Origin of the sequence: Citrobacter sp. Cpo012, assembly GCF_030333015.1 — a bacterium.
GTDB classification, from domain to species: Bacteria; Pseudomonadota; Gammaproteobacteria; order Enterobacterales; family Enterobacteriaceae; genus Citrobacter; species Citrobacter portucalensis.
In genome coordinates, this window is the sequence record NZ_JAOWGR010000036.1 from 377879 (window position 1) to 395629 (window position 17751).

At 50.9% G+C, this 17751-nt stretch carries 14 protein-coding genes; 4 read left to right on the forward strand and 10 right to left on the reverse strand.

The genetic code is table 11. The annotated features are described in order from the left end of the window. The first annotated feature begins 9 nt into the window (after positions 1-9). On the forward strand, positions 10-1200 hold the full coding sequence (locus OGX90_RS08570; RefSeq protein WP_003834584.1) for a Bcr/CflA family multidrug efflux MFS transporter: 1191 nt from the start codon (positions 10-12) through the stop codon (positions 1198-1200). A 333-nt stretch (positions 1201-1533) separates the two neighbouring features. Beyond that, the gene (locus OGX90_RS08575) at positions 1534-1878 is read left to right on the forward strand and encodes a YejG family protein (protein ID WP_085951589.1); all 345 of its coding nucleotides are present in this window, start codon (positions 1534-1536) and stop codon (positions 1876-1878) included. A 3-nt stretch (positions 1879-1881) separates the two neighbouring features. Here OGX90_RS08575 and yejF read toward each other — a convergent pair whose 3' ends face one another. The 9 genes from yejF to OGX90_RS08620 form a co-directional block, all read right to left on the reverse strand. Next, positions 1882-3471: a microcin C ABC transporter ATP-binding protein YejF gene (gene yejF / locus OGX90_RS08580; protein WP_032944026.1), complete on the reverse strand. Its 1590-nt coding sequence runs from the start codon at positions 3469-3471 to the stop codon at positions 1882-1884. A 1-nt stretch (position 3472) separates the two neighbouring features. Then, complete coding sequence (locus OGX90_RS08585; protein WP_286623530.1) at positions 3473-4498, reverse strand: ABC transporter permease; 1026 nt, start codon at positions 4496-4498, stop codon at positions 3473-3475. Next, a complete protein-coding gene (locus OGX90_RS08590; RefSeq protein ID WP_103285562.1) occupies positions 4498-5592 on the reverse strand; it encodes a microcin C ABC transporter permease YejB in 1095 nt (364 codons plus the stop codon). The genes OGX90_RS08585 and OGX90_RS08590 overlap by 1 nt, the downstream gene beginning before the upstream one ends. Beyond that, a complete protein-coding gene (locus tag OGX90_RS08595) occupies positions 5593-7407 on the reverse strand; it encodes an extracellular solute-binding protein (protein WP_286623533.1) in 1815 nt (604 codons plus the stop codon). A gap of 100 nt (positions 7408-7507) precedes the next feature. Then, the gene (locus tag OGX90_RS08600) at positions 7508-9067 is read right to left on the reverse strand and encodes a cyclic di-GMP phosphodiesterase (RefSeq protein WP_048215898.1); all 1560 of its coding nucleotides are present in this window, start codon (positions 9065-9067) and stop codon (positions 7508-7510) included. 167 nt (positions 9068-9234) lie between these two features. Further along, a complete protein-coding gene (gene mepS, locus OGX90_RS08605) occupies positions 9235-9804 on the reverse strand; it encodes a bifunctional murein DD-endopeptidase/murein LD-carboxypeptidase (protein WP_003834567.1) in 570 nt (189 codons plus the stop codon). 413 nt (positions 9805-10217) lie between these two features. Then, on the reverse strand, positions 10218-10931 hold the full coding sequence (locus OGX90_RS08610) for a phosphatase PAP2 family protein (protein WP_048215899.1): 714 nt from the start codon (positions 10929-10931) through the stop codon (positions 10218-10220). A 33-nt stretch (positions 10932-10964) separates the two neighbouring features. Beyond that, the gene (locus OGX90_RS08615) at positions 10965-11951 is read right to left on the reverse strand and encodes a CobW family GTP-binding protein (RefSeq protein ID WP_286623535.1); all 987 of its coding nucleotides are present in this window, start codon (positions 11949-11951) and stop codon (positions 10965-10967) included. 119 nt (positions 11952-12070) lie between these two features. Beyond that, entirely contained in the window at positions 12071-13537 is a 1467-nt protein-coding gene (locus OGX90_RS08620) for a mannitol dehydrogenase family protein (RefSeq protein WP_008785284.1), read from the reverse strand. Positions 13538-13739: 202 nt separating this feature from the next. Between OGX90_RS08620 and uxuA the strand changes: the two genes are divergently transcribed. Further along, positions 13740-14930 (forward strand): mannonate dehydratase, encoded by a 1191-nt coding sequence (uxuA, locus tag OGX90_RS08625; protein WP_057066521.1) that lies wholly within the window; start codon positions 13740-13742, stop codon positions 14928-14930. A 45-nt stretch (positions 14931-14975) separates the two neighbouring features. On the opposite strand, the gene pdxR is transcribed toward uxuA, so the two are convergent. Continuing rightward, on the reverse strand, positions 14976-16448 hold the full coding sequence (gene pdxR / locus OGX90_RS08630) for a MocR-like pyridoxine biosynthesis transcription factor PdxR (protein WP_286588554.1): 1473 nt from the start codon (positions 16446-16448) through the stop codon (positions 14976-14978). Positions 16449-16613: 165 nt separating this feature from the next. Here pdxR and torC point away from each other — a divergent pair, with 165 nt between their 5' ends. Then, entirely contained in the window at positions 16614-17747 is a 1134-nt protein-coding gene (torC, locus tag OGX90_RS08635; protein ID WP_153752614.1) for a pentaheme c-type cytochrome TorC, read from the forward strand. Positions 17748-17751 lie beyond the last annotated feature (4 nt).

A 17751-nucleotide genomic window follows, 5' to 3' on the forward strand; every position in this document is an offset into this window, starting at 1 on the left:
GAGCTAAATGTGACCACCCGGCAGAACTCGTCAATTGCCATAGTCTTTATCCTTGGCTTGTTAGCCATGCTGATGCCGTTGTCGATTGATATGTATCTTCCGGCGCTACCTGTTATCTCAGAACAGTTTGGTGTGCCTGCGGGTAGCGCGCAGATGACCCTCAGTACCTATATTCTGGGGTTTGCAGTGGGGCAGTTGCTCTATGGCCCAATGGCTGACAGCATTGGGCGCAAGCCGGTGATTCTGGGCGGAACGCTGGTGTTTGCGGCGGCGGCAGTGGCCTGTGCCCTGGCGCAAACTATTGATCAACTGATCGTGATGCGTTTCTTCCACGGTCTGGCTGCCGCGGCGGCCAGCGTGGTTATCAACGCCCTGATGCGCGATATCTATCCGAAGGAAGAGTTCTCACGCATGATGTCATTCGTCATGCTGGTCACGACAATTGCGCCTTTGTTGGCACCTATCGTGGGTGGTTGGGTGCTGGTATGGCTTAGCTGGCACTATATCTTTTGGATCCTCGCCATGGCGGCTGTTCTGGCGTCGGTGATGATCTTTACGCTGATCAAAGAGACCCTGCCTGTAGAGCGTCGCCAGCCGTTTCGCCTGCGTACCACTATTGGCAACTTTGCCTCGCTGTTTCGTCATAAACGAGTGCTGAGCTATATGCTTGCCAGTGGGTTCAGCTTTGCCGGGATGTTCTCGTTTCTGAGCGCCGGACCCTTTGTTTACATTGAGATCAACCACGTTTCACCGCAGCATTTCGGTTATTACTTCGCACTGAACATCGTATTCCTGTTCGTGATGACTATCATCAACAGTCGCTTTGTGCGTCGGGTTGGGGCATTGAATATGTTCCGTACCGGTCTGTGGATCCAGTTCGTGATGGCGGGATGGATGGTCTTTAGCGCACTGTTTGGGCTGGGGTTCTGGGCTCTGGTCGTTGGCGTTGCGGCGTTTGTTGGCTGTGTATCGATGGTGTCATCAAACGCCATGGCGGTTATTCTGGATGAATTTCCGCATATGGCAGGAACGGCGTCATCGCTGGCTGGGACATTCCGCTTTGGCATTGGCGCCATTGTCGGGGCCCTGTTGTCTCTGGCGACCTTTAACTCGGCCTGGCCAATGATATGGTCGATCGCATTTTGCGCTACCTGCTCAATTCTCTTCTATCTTTACGCCAGTCGCGCTCAAAAACGGTGATCTATTACACAACCTGGGGGCCATAAGGTCTCCAGAGTTGATGTACATCAACCGCAAATCTATCATTTCCCCCGCTTATGTTTATTTTATGTAAAATCAATTTATGTAAAAAGTCACATCATTGTAGTTAAAAAGGTTGAGTTAGATCGCAGAAACGAGTACATATAGCCCGGAAATATGCCAGAACCGTTGAATAAATTTAATTACTGGGTTCTGTAAGCAGCATAAGTACTGGATGTAAACGTTTACCAACTGTCTAAAGACGTATTGTCAATGATGTGTTAATATTGATGTAAAATAATTGTGAAGTGATTGTGCTTCCAGGGAAAGAAAGTGATGACATTACAACTCTCAATCGTTCATCGTCTGCCGCAGAGCTATCGTTGGTCGGTGGGTTTCGCAGGTTCGAAAGTTGAACCGATTCCGCAAAACGGTCAGAGTAATGAGAACAGCCTGGTGGCACTCAAATTGCTCAGTCCTGATGGTGACAGCGCGTGGTCAGTCATGCATAAGCTCAGCCAGGCCCTCAGTGATATCGAGGTTCCTTGTTCCGTACTGGAATGTGAAGGGGAGCCGTGCCTGTTTGTGAATCGCCAGGACGAATTTGCCGCGACCTGCAGACTGAAAAACTTCGGCGTGGCTATCGCAGAACCGTTTTCAAACAACAATCCTTTTTGAGCGTCAGCTTAGCGCGAGCAGCTGACGCGTATAGGCCTGCTGTGGTGCGTTAAAGACGTGCTCGCATTGCCCTTGCTCCACGACCTCTCCCTGACGTAGCACAATAACCTGATGGCATAATGCGCGTACTACGTGCAAATCATGGCTGATAAAAATATAAGCCAGCCGATGCTTTTCCTGTAAGGATTTTAACAACGTCAGGATTTGCGCCTGTACGGTCCTGTCGAGCGACGATGTTGGTTCATCCAGAATGATCAGGGAAGGTTTGAGAATCAATGCTCTCGCAATAGCAATGCGTTGGCGTTGTCCGCCAGAAAACTCCGCAGGATAACGATGTCGCGTTTCGCTATCCAATCCCACTTCCGCCATTACCGCTTTCACCTGTGCCTCGCGTTGTTCGGCTGACAGGGTAGGCTGATGAACGCGCAACCCCTCCTCGATAATCTGTAGCACGCTCAGGCGTGGGTTCAGCGAGGAGTTGGGATCCTGAAATACCACCTGAATACGGTGACGGACCGGCAACAGCTGGCGTCGATTTAAGGTATGCAGTGCCAGACCATCGAACACAATGCTTCCCTGCGAGGTGATTAACCGCAGAAGCGCCAGTCCGGTAGTGCTTTTTCCGGAGCCAGACTCTCCAACCAGCCCCAGCGTTTCACCGGGCCGGAGGGAAAAACTGACATCGTTAACGACGACGTTGTGGTCCACCACGCGTTTCAGGATACCTTTGCGGATAGGAAAGGCGACGCGGAGTTTTTCCACTTCCAGCAACGGAGCTTGCCCGACAGGCAAAGGTACCGGGTCGCCGGAAGGTTCGCTGTTTAACAATTTCTTCGTGTAGGGATGCGTTGGCGCAGTGAGCAACTGTGCTGCTCTATTTTGCTCAACGCACTGGCCGTTTTGCATGACCGCCACGGTATCGGCCAGTTTTTTCACAATACTCAGGTTGTGGGTGATGAACAGTAATCCCATGTTCAGCTCGCGCTGTAGTTCCCTCAGCAATTGCAGGATCTGTGCCTGAACGGAAACGTCCAGCGCGGTAGTCGGTTCATCAGCAATAAGCAGCTCAGGTCGTGTCAGCAGTGCCATGGCGATCATCACACGCTGGCGTTCACCGCCGGACAGTTGGTGTGGGTAATCTGCGAGACGTTTGGCTGCCTGACGGATGCCAACGCGATCCAGGCAGGTCAGGATTTCTGCCCGCGCCGCTTCCCGACGCATTCCCCTATGCAGCGACAGCACTTCATAAAGCTGTTTTTCCAGATTGTGGAGCGGGTTCAGTGACACCATCGGCTCCTGGAAAATCATGGCGATTTTATTCCCCCGTACGCCGCGAAGCGTCTGCTCGTTGGCGTGAAGTAATGATTCACCATGAAAACGGATGTCCCCGGAAGGGTAAACTACCGGAGGGGACGGTAACAACCGTAGGATAGAAAGCGCGGTCACGCTTTTCCCCGATCCAGACTCGCCCACCAGCGCCAGCGTTTGTCCGGCATCAACCCGTAGTGAGAGGGCATTGACTACGGTGCGCACGGTCTCTTGTTGACGAAAACCTACCGATAAATTCTCAATGGCTAACAGAGGTTGTGTCATTTTAAATCGCCTTGTTGGGATCAAACGCATCGCGTACCGCTTCACCAATAAAGATCAGTAGCGATAGTAGCAGGGCAACGGAGATGAACGCGGTGATGCCAAGCCACGGTGCCTGCAGGTTGTTTTTACCCTGTAACAGGAGTTCTCCCAGTGATGGCGAGCCAAGCGGTAAACCGAACCCAAGAAAATCCAGTGAGGTCAGAGTAGTTATCGAGGCGCATAAAATAAACGGTAAAAAAGTCAGGGCCGCGACCATCGCGTTGGGCAGCATATGACGCAGAATAATACTGCGATCGCTTACGCCTAGCGCTTGAGCGGCTCGAATGTAATCAAAGTTTCGGGTACGTAAAAATTCCGCGCGCACCACGCCAACCAGGCTCATCCAGCCAAACAGCACAGTAATGCCCAGCAGCCACCAGAAGTTAGGCTGGACCACGCTCGACAATAGGATGATGAGAAACAGCGTTGGCATTCCTGACCAAACTTCAATGAATCGTTGCCCCCACAGGTCCACCTTGCCGCCATAATAGCCCTGAATTGCGCCAGCCATAATGCCCATCACGCTCGAACAGAGGGTGAGCATTAGACCAAACAAGACAGAAATACGTGTGCCGTAGAGGATGCGCGCCAGTACATCACCGCCGTTGGCGTCTGTTCCCAGCCAGTTTTGTGCGGAAGGTGGGGAAGGGAAGGGCTTATCGGTGGCAAAGTTAATGCTGGTGGCCCCAAAGCGTATTGGTGCCCACAGGATCCAGCCCTGGTTTTCCAGGCGCTGTTGTAGCCACGGGTCCTGATAATCAGCCTGAGTCGCCAGCGGTCCGCCGAAGTCGCTTTCACTGTAGTTTTTGAACAGGGGGAAATACCAGCTATTGTCGTAGCGCACCAGTAGCGGCTTATCATTGGCAATCAGTTCTGAACACAGGCTAAGACCGAACAGCACCAGAAAAATCCACATCGACCAGTAGCCGCGACGGTTGTGGCGAAAGCGCGCCCAGCGGGCCTGATTGACGGGGCTTAATCGCGACATTAGCGTCCCTCAAAATCAATACGAGGATCGACCAGCGTATAGCTGATGTCGCTGAGGATATTCAGCAGCAGACCGATCAGGGTGAAGATATAAAGCGTGCCAAACATTACCGGGTAGTCGCGTGATACGGTGGATTCATAACCCAGCAATCCCAGCCCGTTAAGCGAAAACATCACTTCAATCAGCAGTGAGCCGGTAAAAAACATGCTGATAAACGTTGCCGGGAAGCCGGCGATCACCAGCAACATGGCATTGCGAAACACATGTTTCCACAGAATATTTTTCTCGCTGACCCCTTTAGCGCGTGCGGTGACGACATATTGTTTGCGCACCTCATCCAGAAATGAGTTCTTGGTCAGCATAGTCAGCGCGGCAAACCCACCAACCACCGTCGCCAGCACCGGCAGGGTAATATGCCAAAGGTAGTCGGTTACTTTCTGATACCAGGGCAGGGAGTCAAAATTGGCCGAAACCAGCCCGCGAAGCGGGAACAGGTCGTAGTAGCTTCCCCCGGCAAAAAAGACGATCAGCAAAATGGCAAACAGAAAGGCCGGTATGGCATAGCCGACAATAATAAATGCGCTGCTCCAGACATCAAACCGGCTGCCGTTATGCACCGCTTTGCGGATCCCAAGCGGTATCGACACCAGATAGATGATGAGCGTACTCCACAGCCCCAGCGTGACGGAAACAGGCAGGCTGTCTTTGATAAGCGTCAGCACCGAGGCGCTACGAAACAGGCTGTCACCGAAATCGAAACGAATGTAATCCCAGAGCATTTTGAAGTAACGCTCATGAATGGGCTTATCGAACCCATAGCGGCGAGTGATTTCGGCGATCACTTCCGGGTCCAGACCCCGGCCGCCTCGATAATTACTGTCGCTGATGTTACCAACGCCGGTTTGCGCGTGGCTGGCGCGAACGCCTTCGCTACCCGCGCCGGGTAATGCCCCGCTTTGCCCGAACTCAATGGCGGCGACGGCCTGTTCAACCGGTCCGCCTGGGGCTATTTGCACGATAAAAAAGTTGATGGTGATGATGGCCCAAAGCGTTGGGATCACCAGCAGTAGACGTCGAATCAGATACGCGCCCATTTATTCTCCCTGTCGTCTGGCTGCGGGCAGTTTCGCCGCTTTGTTGACGTCATACCACCAGTTGTCGAGGCCAATGGTGTAAATTGGGCGAATAGCAGGATGCGAAAATTTATCCCACCAGGCGATGCGATCCTCTGCCATAAACCACATCGGCAACATGTAGTAGTTCCAGGTTAATACCCTGTCCAGTGCCCGGCCTAGTGGGATCAATTTGGCTTTATCACCTTGTGCCGCGATGATTTGGTCGATCAGTTTATCAATCACCGGGCTTTGTACGCCGGGGGCGTTGTAGCTGGAATCAATATATTGAGAGGCCCACAGAATTTGCAGGTCCGAACTCGGCCACGGCATCGCGCGATACAACCTCGGCATCATGTCATAGTCGCGACTGCGCAGGCGGTTCGTGATTTGTGAGTTATCCACCTGGCGGATATTCATGGTAATACCTAAGCGCTGCAGGTTATGCTGGAACGGCAGCACCCATTGACTGTTGCTGCCCGCCGGGAGCAACAGTTCAAAGCTCAGAGGTTTACCGCTGGCGCTATTTACCCGCTGCTGACCCTTTAGTACCCACCCGGCCTGCTCCAGTAAGGTATCGGCTTTCAACAGGTTGTCGCGGTCGTAGCCATCGCCTTTTGATTTTGGCGGCTGATAGATTTGGCTAAAGACCTCAGAGGGGATATCTTTTTTCAAGGGCGCGAGTACCACCAGCTCATCTGCGTCGGGGTATTTTGTCGCGGCATATTCGGTATTCTGAAAATAGCTGTTGGTCCGGCTCCAGGCATTATAGAACAGCGCTTTATTCATCCATTCAAAATCAAAGGCCAGCGTGATGGCTTCCCGTACCCGTCGGTCGCTGAATACCGGACGCTGAATATTAAATGCCAGCCAGCGGGTATCCTGCGCGGACTCGTTTTTTTGCTCATCTTTGATGATGTAATGATTCGCGAAATTTTTCCCGGTATAACGCGTCGCCCAGTTTTTGGCATCATTTTCAAGACGCAGATCAAACGCACCGGCCTTAAACGCTTCAAAGGCGACGTTATCATCCAGATAGTAGTCGTAGCGGATGGTATCAAAGTTCCAGCGTCCACGATTGACGGGCAGATTAGCGGCCCAATAATCTTTGACGCGTGAATAGACAATATACTGGCCCATCTTCCATTTCGTAATGCGATAAGGGCCGCTGGCGAGCGGTGGCGATGATAAGGGATCGCTGAGCTTATGATCTTTCCAGTACTTCTCTGGCATCACGGGTAATGAAAACAGGCTGAGCATGTCCTCTTTACCCGGTTTGGCTAATTCAATGCGTACGGTTAATGGCGCGATGGCTTTTACCGTTGTTCCCTTGTAGACCAGACGAAACTGCGGCACGCCTTCAGTCATAAATTTGTGGAAGGTGAATGCGACGTCGCGGGCGGTAATGGGTGAGCCATCGTGAAAACGCGCTCGTGGATTAATGGCAATTTCTACCCAAGAATAGTCGTTAGCATAGCGTGCGTTGTCGGCAATGAGCGGGTAATAGCTACCAGGTTCATCGTCAGAGGTCGTAAACAACGTATCGTAAAGCGTTTCGGTACGTGCGCCGGGGTTACCGCGCATCGCATAGCGGTTAAAGTTGTCAAACGTGCCAATGGCGGACAGGGTGATTTGACCCCCTTTAGGGGCTGCGGGATTCACATAATCGAAGTGATTAAAGTTAAATGCGTACTTCGGTTCACCCAGTACGGCAAAAGCATAGCTTTCTTTGATGGATTGCGCCTGGGCGCTAAACCCGATGAGGGTAATAAACAGAAGCAGTACGCGAGGGATCATATAAAAGCGATTTCCTTTTCCTGCCACAACCCGACGGGCATCATGCCTGAAAGATAAGGGATGTAGCGGCGAGTGAGAGTATATGAATCGCATACTGCGATCACCACGTCGGCTTATTGGGCTGTGCCATCCAACGCACAAAATCAGCAAGCTTTAATGGTCGGCTAATCCAGTATCCCTGGAAAAAATGCACTCCACGATCGCGCAGCCAACGGGCTTGCTCAGGAGTTTCTACCCCTTCCGCAACCGTCAGCATATTAAGACGTTTAGAAAGTGTCAACACGGCGTCCAGAACCGGAGAGGTCAGGGTTTCTGTTCCAATGGCGTTAATAAACCCACGATCGATTTTCAGGTAGTCAACGGTAAAGCGTTCCAGATAAATAAGCGCGCTATGGCCGGTGCCAAAATCATCAATCGCAATTTCAAAACCTGCGGAATGCAGCCATTCAAATAGCTTTGTGGCCTCGTGTTGATTGAGCATATCTCGTTCAGTGATTTCCAGCACTATCTGAAAATAGTTTGCGGGAAGTGAAGCGTGCAGGTGCCGGATGTCGTCTTTAAATGTCTCGCCATGCAGATGCGATGGCGCGATATTGATCCCCAATTTTGCGCCAGCGGGTAACACTTTTTGTAGCGCCGGGGCATCCTGGGCGATCAACTTAAAGAGATGCTGAGTCAGCGGGACGATCATTTTCTGTGATTCAGCGTAATGAATAAAGGCATCCGGTGGGATCTCGCCCGTTGTTGGGTGATTCCAACGTAACAGGACCTCGACGCCTTTCACTTCCAGCGTTTGCATCTCTACGACGGGCTGGTACACCACATAAAACTGGTTATGTTTGATGGCGTTGAGGATATCTTTGCCTGGGCGTAAACGGATGCTGTAGATGTAGTACCAGAGGAGAAGGGCGGCAATAATCCCGGCCATACATCCCAACAAAATAGAATACCAGACGTCGGTATAGTTCCACTCTTGTGCGTATAAGCGAATTTTAAGCGGGATCCCTTCAAGAGTGGCCTGCCGCCAGGAGGTATGAGGAAGAGCGGAGACATCGATGATTCGCGATGAGAATGTCGAAATTGCGGTATTACCGACGATAATCGCAATACCGTCAAAATCATCCTGCCGGGCGGTATAGAGTAGGTAAGGTGCCAGATTGATATTCAGTGAGGTAAATACGCCGCTATCATTGAACGACGCGTTTCGGTGCCAAATCATGATCGCTGGCTTATCCGGCATCATGGGCGTACCGGGAAGTAATTCCACATCAATATTTCTGCTGATATCGAGGTTTGGTATCAAATCCAAAATCGGAGTGAACATGGAACCTGTCGCGGAAGAGCAGAAAGCGATGCCGTCTTTTACCAGTAAGAAAGCGCGAACGTTCAGGCTGAAGGCTGCACTGGAGGTCAGTTTAGCGCCGACTTGTTGGCAACTGTTGGCAACCAGCGGCTGAAGGGCATCGGTGGTGGTTTTGAGGTCGGTGAAGTAGCTGCTGACGTAATTCTGGATATCGGCAAGGAGCGTGTCGTACTTAACTTCTCGTTTATGCCAGGTGACGAAAAACTGCAGGGTACTCACGAGTATTGCGACGATAAGCCCCGTTAACATACAGGAAAGCAGGATTTTCCGACCGGATGAAGAAGAGCGTCTGAACATAGATCCTTATTTTACCTGATTTAACCGCTTACTCTGTATGAATATAACCTGAAATGACTCATGTTGTGAGATTTTTCTTAGTCGCAGGGTGAAACAAAAAAGCACCGCCGAAGCAGTGCTTTTGGAATGTTTCATCAGGATAGCCAAGGGATAGCTGCCAAACGAAACTAACTGCGGCTCAGAACCCGGCGAGCTTCGTTGTAACGTTTTTTCCAGTAAGGCTCGTTCATGCTGGAAATGATAACGCCACTGCTGGTCGAGGCATGTACAAACTGGTTGTTACCGATATAAATACCGACGTGACGGCCAGTAGAACCAGCACGGAACAGAACCAGATCGCCTGTGCGCAGATTAGTGCGCGAAACGGATTTTCCCGTTTCCTGTTGTTCATAGGTTGAGCGCGGAAGCTCTAAACCAAATTGCTCGCGGAATGTACGCTGCACGAAGCTTGAGCAATCAATACCTTTTTTGGTGCTGCCGCCAAGGCGGTAACGCACGCCTTTCCAGTCAGCATACTGGTCCATAATACGTGATTTAACATCGATATTACGTACCATATTTTCAAATTCATCCTGAGAGGCTTGCAGTGAAGAGTTATCTCCATTGCCCACAGCATGCGTCTCAGAATGCATATTCTTGGCGGTGTTCGTTGTGCTACATGCAGAAAGCAGAACCGCAACTGCTATCGCGGGTATGCCCCGCAAGATATATCTCAAAATCGGTTGAGATTTGACCATTTTGTTTGTTTTCCCTTGAAGTCCTTAACGATAAATATCGTTATAAAAAATGCCAAACGTGACGAGACTAATTACCATCGCACGATGAGACAATTCCTTAAGGTCAAATCTGTGGCAGAACGCACAAATTTATTCTGAAAGGGAATAATTATCCCGCGAGGCAAAACGAGTTCGAGATTACCCGATCGTTCCGGTCAATGCGAGTGATTTTACGTGATTTCTTATAAGAAAAATTGATACAGAAAGTGAATAAACGGCATTGTCTAAATTAAGAACAATCAGGGTAAAAAATACGCAACCTACTCATTTTAAACATGAATAAGATGACAGGAGAATGACAATCAGAATGATGAAATATTGCCCGGCATCATCAGGGAATCAGAAGTATCCCTGATGATGTTAATTACTCTGCGTTATTTGTTTAAAAATTGTTTGTTTTTGCCGGGTAGATAATTCACGAACAGAGTGACTAATCGGTCGCTTAATGGCGTCATTAGCCACCAGGGAAGGCCAATCAAGACCACCGTCATGGAACCAACCACGATATCGGTGAGCCAATGAGCGCCAATCATTACGCGCGGGAAGGCAAAAACCACAGCAATAATAAGGCCGATTATTCCTGCGACTTTTCCGAAATAACGCAGCATAAATGCGGAAAAAATAAGCAGCATCATGCCGTGATCGCCAGGAAAACTGTCTTTCGACGCATCTTTGGTCGGAATATGCAGCAGTTCGCTGACGCGATAAATATTATCCAGCATAAGCGTGGGGCTGGCGCGTTTAACGGGAATAAGCGCCTGGCCCAGCTGATTTAATACCACTGCGGTGAGCAGCATAACCAAACCAATTGCCACAATGCGTCGGCGACCTTCCGACGTCTCTTTGAGCCAAAAGTGCAGCATCAATGCGCCCATAGCCAGCAATGAGCAGCCATCAAATGCCCGATTATTGGTGATAGCAACAACCCATAAGAACAGTGGGCTTTCAATCAATTTGTGATTAAAAAATCGGAAGACGCCCGTATCGAGTGAAGACCAGAACCCATGCCCGGCTGGAATATACCAGGACAGAAACAGTGCCAGACCAGCAATATTAAGCAGGAGGATTAAAGGGTATCGGGTTTTCATCGTCGTTTACCATTGCTAAAAACGAAGGCAACCTTACGCGCTAGCGTCTAAACGAAGTCTCAACAACGCGCTCTGTAACGCATTCCAGTCGGTCTCGGTATCGGCGATGAGTTCAATACGGCTATCCGGTGGCGCGACGTTTTGCGTTTCTATATGCCAGTCGTCTCCCTGGCGGTTAATGCGTACCAGTCCTTCTTTAATACGCATTACCCCCTTCACGCGCCCAACCGGGGCAAGACGCGACCATTCCAGCAGACCGATGGTATCGAACACCGTATCGGCGTCAAAAATCCAACCGCAGGCCTGATGGCCCTGACCGCTGTTGAGGCTACGACGCCAGCGCTGCTGTGCGGGTAAGCTCAACGCTGCCAGCCCCTTTTTGTTGGCATGGCTATGGGCGTGCTCCGCGCTTGCAGGAAGCTCCGCCAGGTTTAGTCGGGGCAAATCCAGTAGCTGTCCGTCAATTTGCCCATGGTCGGCATGAACTAACTGGCGATTACCACCGTAGTGTTGCCACCAGCTTTGTAGGGCGTTTTCGCTTTCCGTCGTGGCACGGTCGGTTTTGTTGGCAACAATGATATCAGCAGCGGCCAGCTGATCGCGGAAATTGTCATTGGCGACGCTTTTCTCATCCAGTAACAGGCGAGGATCAAGGATACAGAGGGTTGCGCGCAGATCGATCCACGGCTCATAAACCGGTGCGGTGAGTAAATCCAGAATCTGTTTGGGATGCCCGAGGCCGGTGGGTTCAATCAGCAGGCGCTCGGGTTTTCCCTGACGCAGCAGCGTATTGAGGCCAACCTGCATTGGCAGACCGTTAACACAGCACATACAGCCGCCGGGGATCTCTTTTAGCAGCGCACCGCTGTCGGCCAGCAACGCGCCATCAATGCCAACTTCACCAAACTCATTAACCAGCACGGCCCACTTCTCAGCAGGATCTTTGTTTGCCAATAAATGAAGAATAGAGGTGGTTTTGCCACTGCCGAGAAAACCGGTGATGAGATTGGTTTTAGTCACATTTACTCCAGAATCATAAATTACCGTAATGGCATTTAACAATCCTGGCGAAAAACGGGGAAAAAGAGAAGGGGTGAGAGGACGAAGAGGCGCTTCGTCCTGCTTAATGGCAGAAATCGTTAACTTTTTAACGTCTCAATGACAGCCTGATGCGCACCGTATTGGGCAATGCGTTGCCAGGCCTGCTGAATGGCCGCGACAAACTGCGGATTCTGTACGAGATCGGTGGCGAAAATCTCGCGCAGCGAAAGCAGGGCGTTGACGCGTTCTGACTCTGTGCTCTGTTTAACCAGAGCTGCAATTTTTTCACTCAACGGGTCACGAACATCAATAGCGGTGCCTGAATCATCCACGCCGCTCACATAACGCATCCAGCCCGCGACGCCGAGCGCCAGCAGTGGCCACTCGCTTTGGCGGGCTAAATGTACGCGGATCCCTTCCAACATGCGCTGGGGTAATTTCTGGCTACCGTCCATCGCGATTTGCCAGGTTTTATGTTTCAACGCTGGGTTGGCAAAACGCTCCAACAGGCTTAGGGCATACTGGTCTAAATCAACATCGGTAATTTGCAGCGTAGGTGCCTGTTCGTTGAGCATCAGGCGGTAAGCGGCTTCACGAAATGCGCTGTCCTGCATACAGTCGCTGATGTGCTGGAACCCGGCCAGATAGCCGAGATAAGCGAGAAACGAATGACTGCCGTTCAGCATCCGCAGTTTCATTTGTTCCCACGGCAACACATTTTCGACCATCTGGACGCCCGCCGTTTCCCATTGTGGGCGGCCACACACAAAATTATCTTCAATCACCCATTGGATAAACGGTTCGCAGCTGATTGCGCAAGGATCGGCAACCCCCAGCTCGCGGGCAATTTCGGCCAGTGACTCTTCAGTGGCGGCAGGGACAATGCGGTCGACCATGGTGCCAGGGAAACTGACATGCTCCTGAATCCAGGTTGCCAGTTCCGGTGAACGTTTCTCCGCCATTCCAAGGACGGCGTTTTTTACCACATGACCATTGTCCGGGATGTTATCGCAAGAGAGGACGGTAAACGGCTGTAGCCCGCGTTCACGTCGACGGTGTAGGGCTTCAACAATAATTCCGGGGGCAGAGTGCGGTTCAGTCGGTGTTTGCAGATCGTGAGCAATACGTGGATTACTGAGGTCTAGCGAGCCTGTCGCCGGATCGATGCAGTAGCCTTTTTCTGTGATGGTTAGCGAGACAATAGCCACCTGAGGTTCGCAGAATTTTTCGATAATGGCCGCCAGCGAATCCAGCCTGGCGTTGAGACATTCGTTGACGGCACCGATAACAATTGGCTGGTTGCCGTTGGCCCCTTTTTCCAGCACGGTAAATAAATGATCCTGTTCGCGCAGTTGGCTCATCAGTCGATCGCCGCTGAACAGACTGATCTCACAAATACCCCAGTCTCCACCCTGCGCATTCAGCACCCTGTCGGTTAGTAACGCCTGATGGGCGCGGTGAAAAGCACCGAAACCAAAATGCACAATCCGCGTTTTTAATTGCTGGCGGTCGTATTGCGGCATCATGACATTTTCCGCCAGTGGCGCTGAGGCAATAGTTTTCATTTAATACACCTGATTAACCATAAATTAACAATGGCAGTATAAAGTTATATGACAACAAATTGAATTGGTGTGCCTCATTTATCCGGGGAATGTGAGCTTGATCAACCAATCATCGGCAATGTGTTGATCAGTTGACGGATGCCTGTATGGTAGTCGTCATTAAGATGATTTAATTTGGTATAACAACTTGTGAGGTGAAACAATGGAACAAACCTGGCGTTGGTACGGACCTAACGATCCGGTATCGCTTGATGATGTGCGTCAGGCTGGCGCAACGGGTGTTGTGACCGCCTTGCACCATATTCCAAACGGTGAAGTGTGGCCGGTAGAAGACATTCAGCAGCGTCAGGCCATTCTGGCTGAAAAAGGGCTGACCTGGTCGGTAGTGGAAAGTATCCCTGTCCACGAAGATATCAAAACGCGTTCAGGTCAATATCAAACGTGGATTGCCAACTATCAGCAGAGTATCCGTAATCTGGCGACCTGTGGTATCGATACGGTGTGCTATAACTTCATGCCGATCCTCGACTGGACGCGTACCGACCTCGAATATCAACTGCCGGATGGTTCCAAAGCGCTGCGTTTTGACCAGATTGCTTTTGCGGCCTTCGAACTTCACATTCTGCAACGCCCGGGAGCTGAAGCGGATTATACCGCTGAAGAACAACGCCAGGCGCTGGACTACTTCAATGCCATGAGCGATGCAGAAATTGAAAAACTGACCCGCAATATCATTGCTGGCCTGCCTGGTGCAGAAGAGGGCTATACGCTGGATCAGTTCCGTGCGCGTCTCGCTGAATACGACGGCATCAGCAAGGACGATCTGCGCGATAATATGGCGGTATTCCTGCGGGCGATTGTGCCAGTGGCAGAAGAAGTCGGCGTACGTCTGGCCGTGCATCCTGACGATCCGCCGCGCCCGATCCTTGGCCTGCCGCGTATCGTTTCGACTATCGAAGATATGCAGTGGCTGAAAGAAACGGTCGACAGCATAAATAACGGTTTCACCATGTGCACCGGTTCTTACGGCGTGCGCGCTGATAACGATCTGGTGAAAATGATCGAAACCTTTGGCGATCGTATCCACTTCACGCACCTGCGCTCAACCTGTCGTGAAGATAACCCGAAAACCTTCCACGAAGGTGCGCACCTGCAGGGCGATGTGGATATGGTATCGGTGGTGGCTGCCATTTTGAGCGAAGAGCAGCGGCGTAAAAAAGCGGGCGACCTGCGTCCTATCCCGATGCGTCCGGATCATGGACACCAGATGCTTGACGATCTGCACAAGAAAACCAACCCGGGCTACTCTGCGATTGGCCGCCTGAAAGGCCTGGCAGAAGTCCGTGGCGTTGAGCTGGCGCTGAAACAAACGCAGTTCCGCGATCTGCTGTAAGTCTAACAACAGGGATTGCGCGACAGGCGCGATCCCTGTTTTTCATCAAGGCTGCGCGAGCGCCTGCTCCAGCACTGTCAGCACTTTATTGATCTGCTGTATCTGCAATCCACCAAATCCAAAAAACATAACAGCATCGCTGTTCTCTTTGCGCCATGCGGCTTCTGATCCATTTTCTATATCCGGCAGAGTGTCGAAACGGATCCCGGCCAACAGGCAGCATTGTTGCAACCTGGTGATGAATTCTGCGTGTCTGGCAATGCGTAACGAGAGGTGCAGACCTGCCGTTGCGCCAGCGATTTTCCCTTCGGGAAACAGAGTGGAAAGGCCATCGCGTAACAGGGTGAGGCGCGTCGCATAGCTGCAGGCCAGCTTGCTGATATGCGTATAGAACACCTGGTTTTGCATCAGTTCGGCCAAAAATTGCTGCAACAACCACTGACTGCCGTTGTTATTGAGCGCTTTCATATTCTGTACCGCCGGAAGCAATTCATCAGGGCAAATAAGATAGCCAAGCCGTGCGCCTGGCCCCAGCGTTTTAGAAAATGTCCCCATGTAGATAACCCGGTTGTGATAATCCATGGCTTTCAGCGCGGGAAGGGGATTTTCCCCATAGGTAAAAACGGCATCGTAATCATCTTCAATGATGTAAGCGCCGACGCGTTGCGCCCACGTTAATAATGACTGACGGCGCTCCAGTGAAAGCACGCTTCCCATCGGATACTGATGCGCTGGAGTAACATAACAAAGCTGGGTTTCATTCTCGGGTAAATTATCTGTTTGCAGCCCGTGGTTATCTACGGCAATTGACGTAATGTCTGCACCGTAATAATTAAAAAGATGCCATGCGCCAGAATAACAAGGGGATTCGGTCACAATATGGCACTTTTTTTGCTGACTGACAGCATGATGAATAATAAATATTTGGCTGAGCAGTGATAATCCTTCCTGAATCCCGTTGGTAATGATGATGTTCTCTGCTCGGGTATTAATTCCGCGGGATAAATTAAGGTATCTGACCAATTGCTCACGCAGTGAAAATAATCCACTTGGTGAATGGTATCGGGTAAATAATTGTTCTTTAAGTATGCTTGGAGCATTATTCCATTTCCGCCAGCTTGACCAGGGAAAAGCGTTGGGATCGGGGACGCCCATCCGACAGTAGCACTCTCGTCCAGGCTCGGCGTAAACATCGGTTGAGACTCCGGCAGCTTTAGGTTTTGTCGGCGGAGAACCCTGGGTAACGGGCACATGCGTTGGTGTTATACGTACAGGCGTGGTGAATATCACTTCATAGCCAATGCCGTGTCGGCTCTTGATTAACCCTGCAGCCATAAGCTTATCATAGGCCATCACTACCGTTATTTTGGCTACGTTCAATACCTGAGCCTGCTCGCGAATAGAGGGAAGCTTATCGCCACAAAGCAAATCTCCCCGCTGAATAGCCTGGAAATAAAATTGAAAAATTTGCAATTGCAGCGGAGTGCGGAGTTCTCTATTGAGCGTTAATGTAAGCATGAGGAATTCCTTATTAATATATAGCCACTATATTACGAATTTCTCGTTTTTACTATTTGATACACCTCATGGAGTAGTGGCTGTTCCTATAGCTTGCCATCGCTGTCTCTATTTTTGGTTTTTATTATCCCTTAGCGTGTCGCTATTAAAAAAATGGAGGCAAGCATGTCGTGGATAAGAAAGAACGCATTGTGGTGCGTATTGGCTGGGGCGGTGGCAATGGCCTTGGCTATTTGGGGAACGTGGCAAGGCGTTCATTACACCAGTACCACCGAATTTTGTTTATCGTGTCACTCGATGCGCACGGCTGGAGAGGAATATAAAACCAGCGTGCATTTTCGTAACGCATCTGGCGTGCGGGCTGAGTGTAAGGATTGTCATATCCCCCCGGGCGTTGTTCCAACGCTTATTCGTAAAACTGAAGCCTTAAACGACCTCTATCACACCTTTATTTCTCCTTCTATTGATACTCCTGAAAAGTTTGCTGCCAAACGCCCGGAGCTGGCCCAGCGGGAGTGGGCACGCATGAGCGCGAATAATTCAGCGGCGTGTAAATCCTGCCATAGCTATGAGGCAATGGATCATGGCAAGCAATCGGCAAACGCGGCGGCGCAAATGACCGCAGCGGCAGCAAAAGACAGTAACTGTATCGATTGTCACAAAGGAATAGCCCATCACAAACCCGATATGAGCAGCGGTTTTCGCGATCGCTATAAGCAGCTACAGCGTCAAGGAGATACGCCAACGGATGCGACCACACTGTTTTCATTAAGCGAAAAATCACTGGCGGCAACGGCAGGGAGTCCGGTCGGGAAGGCGCTGTTATTTCCTGCTACCGAGGTCAAGGTGCTGAAAAAAGAAGGCAGTAACGTGCAGCTCGAAATCACGGGCTGGCGAGAAAGCAAAGGGCGTGGACGGGTGATCACCCAGTATATGGGGAAACGCGTTTTCTCCGCCGTTCTCGATGAGCCCCTGATGGCGAACGTAAAAGTGCTACACACCCAGGTCGATCCTGACTCACATCAGGAATGGCAGCAGGTGAGCGTCACCGCCTGGACCACCGATCAGGACTTTATCAACACGCTTGCGCCAATTTGGGAGTACTCAGATCAAATGCTGCAATCCACCTGTAGCGCCTGTCATAGCACTCCTCCTACAACCCGATATACCGCTAACGGCTGGATCGCCGGACTGAAAGCCATGTCGACCTATTACCGGCTTAATCCGGTGGAGGAACGTACGTTGTTGAAATACCTCCAGACCCACGCCAGCGATGTGTCTGAAACCAACAAAAAGTAAGGAT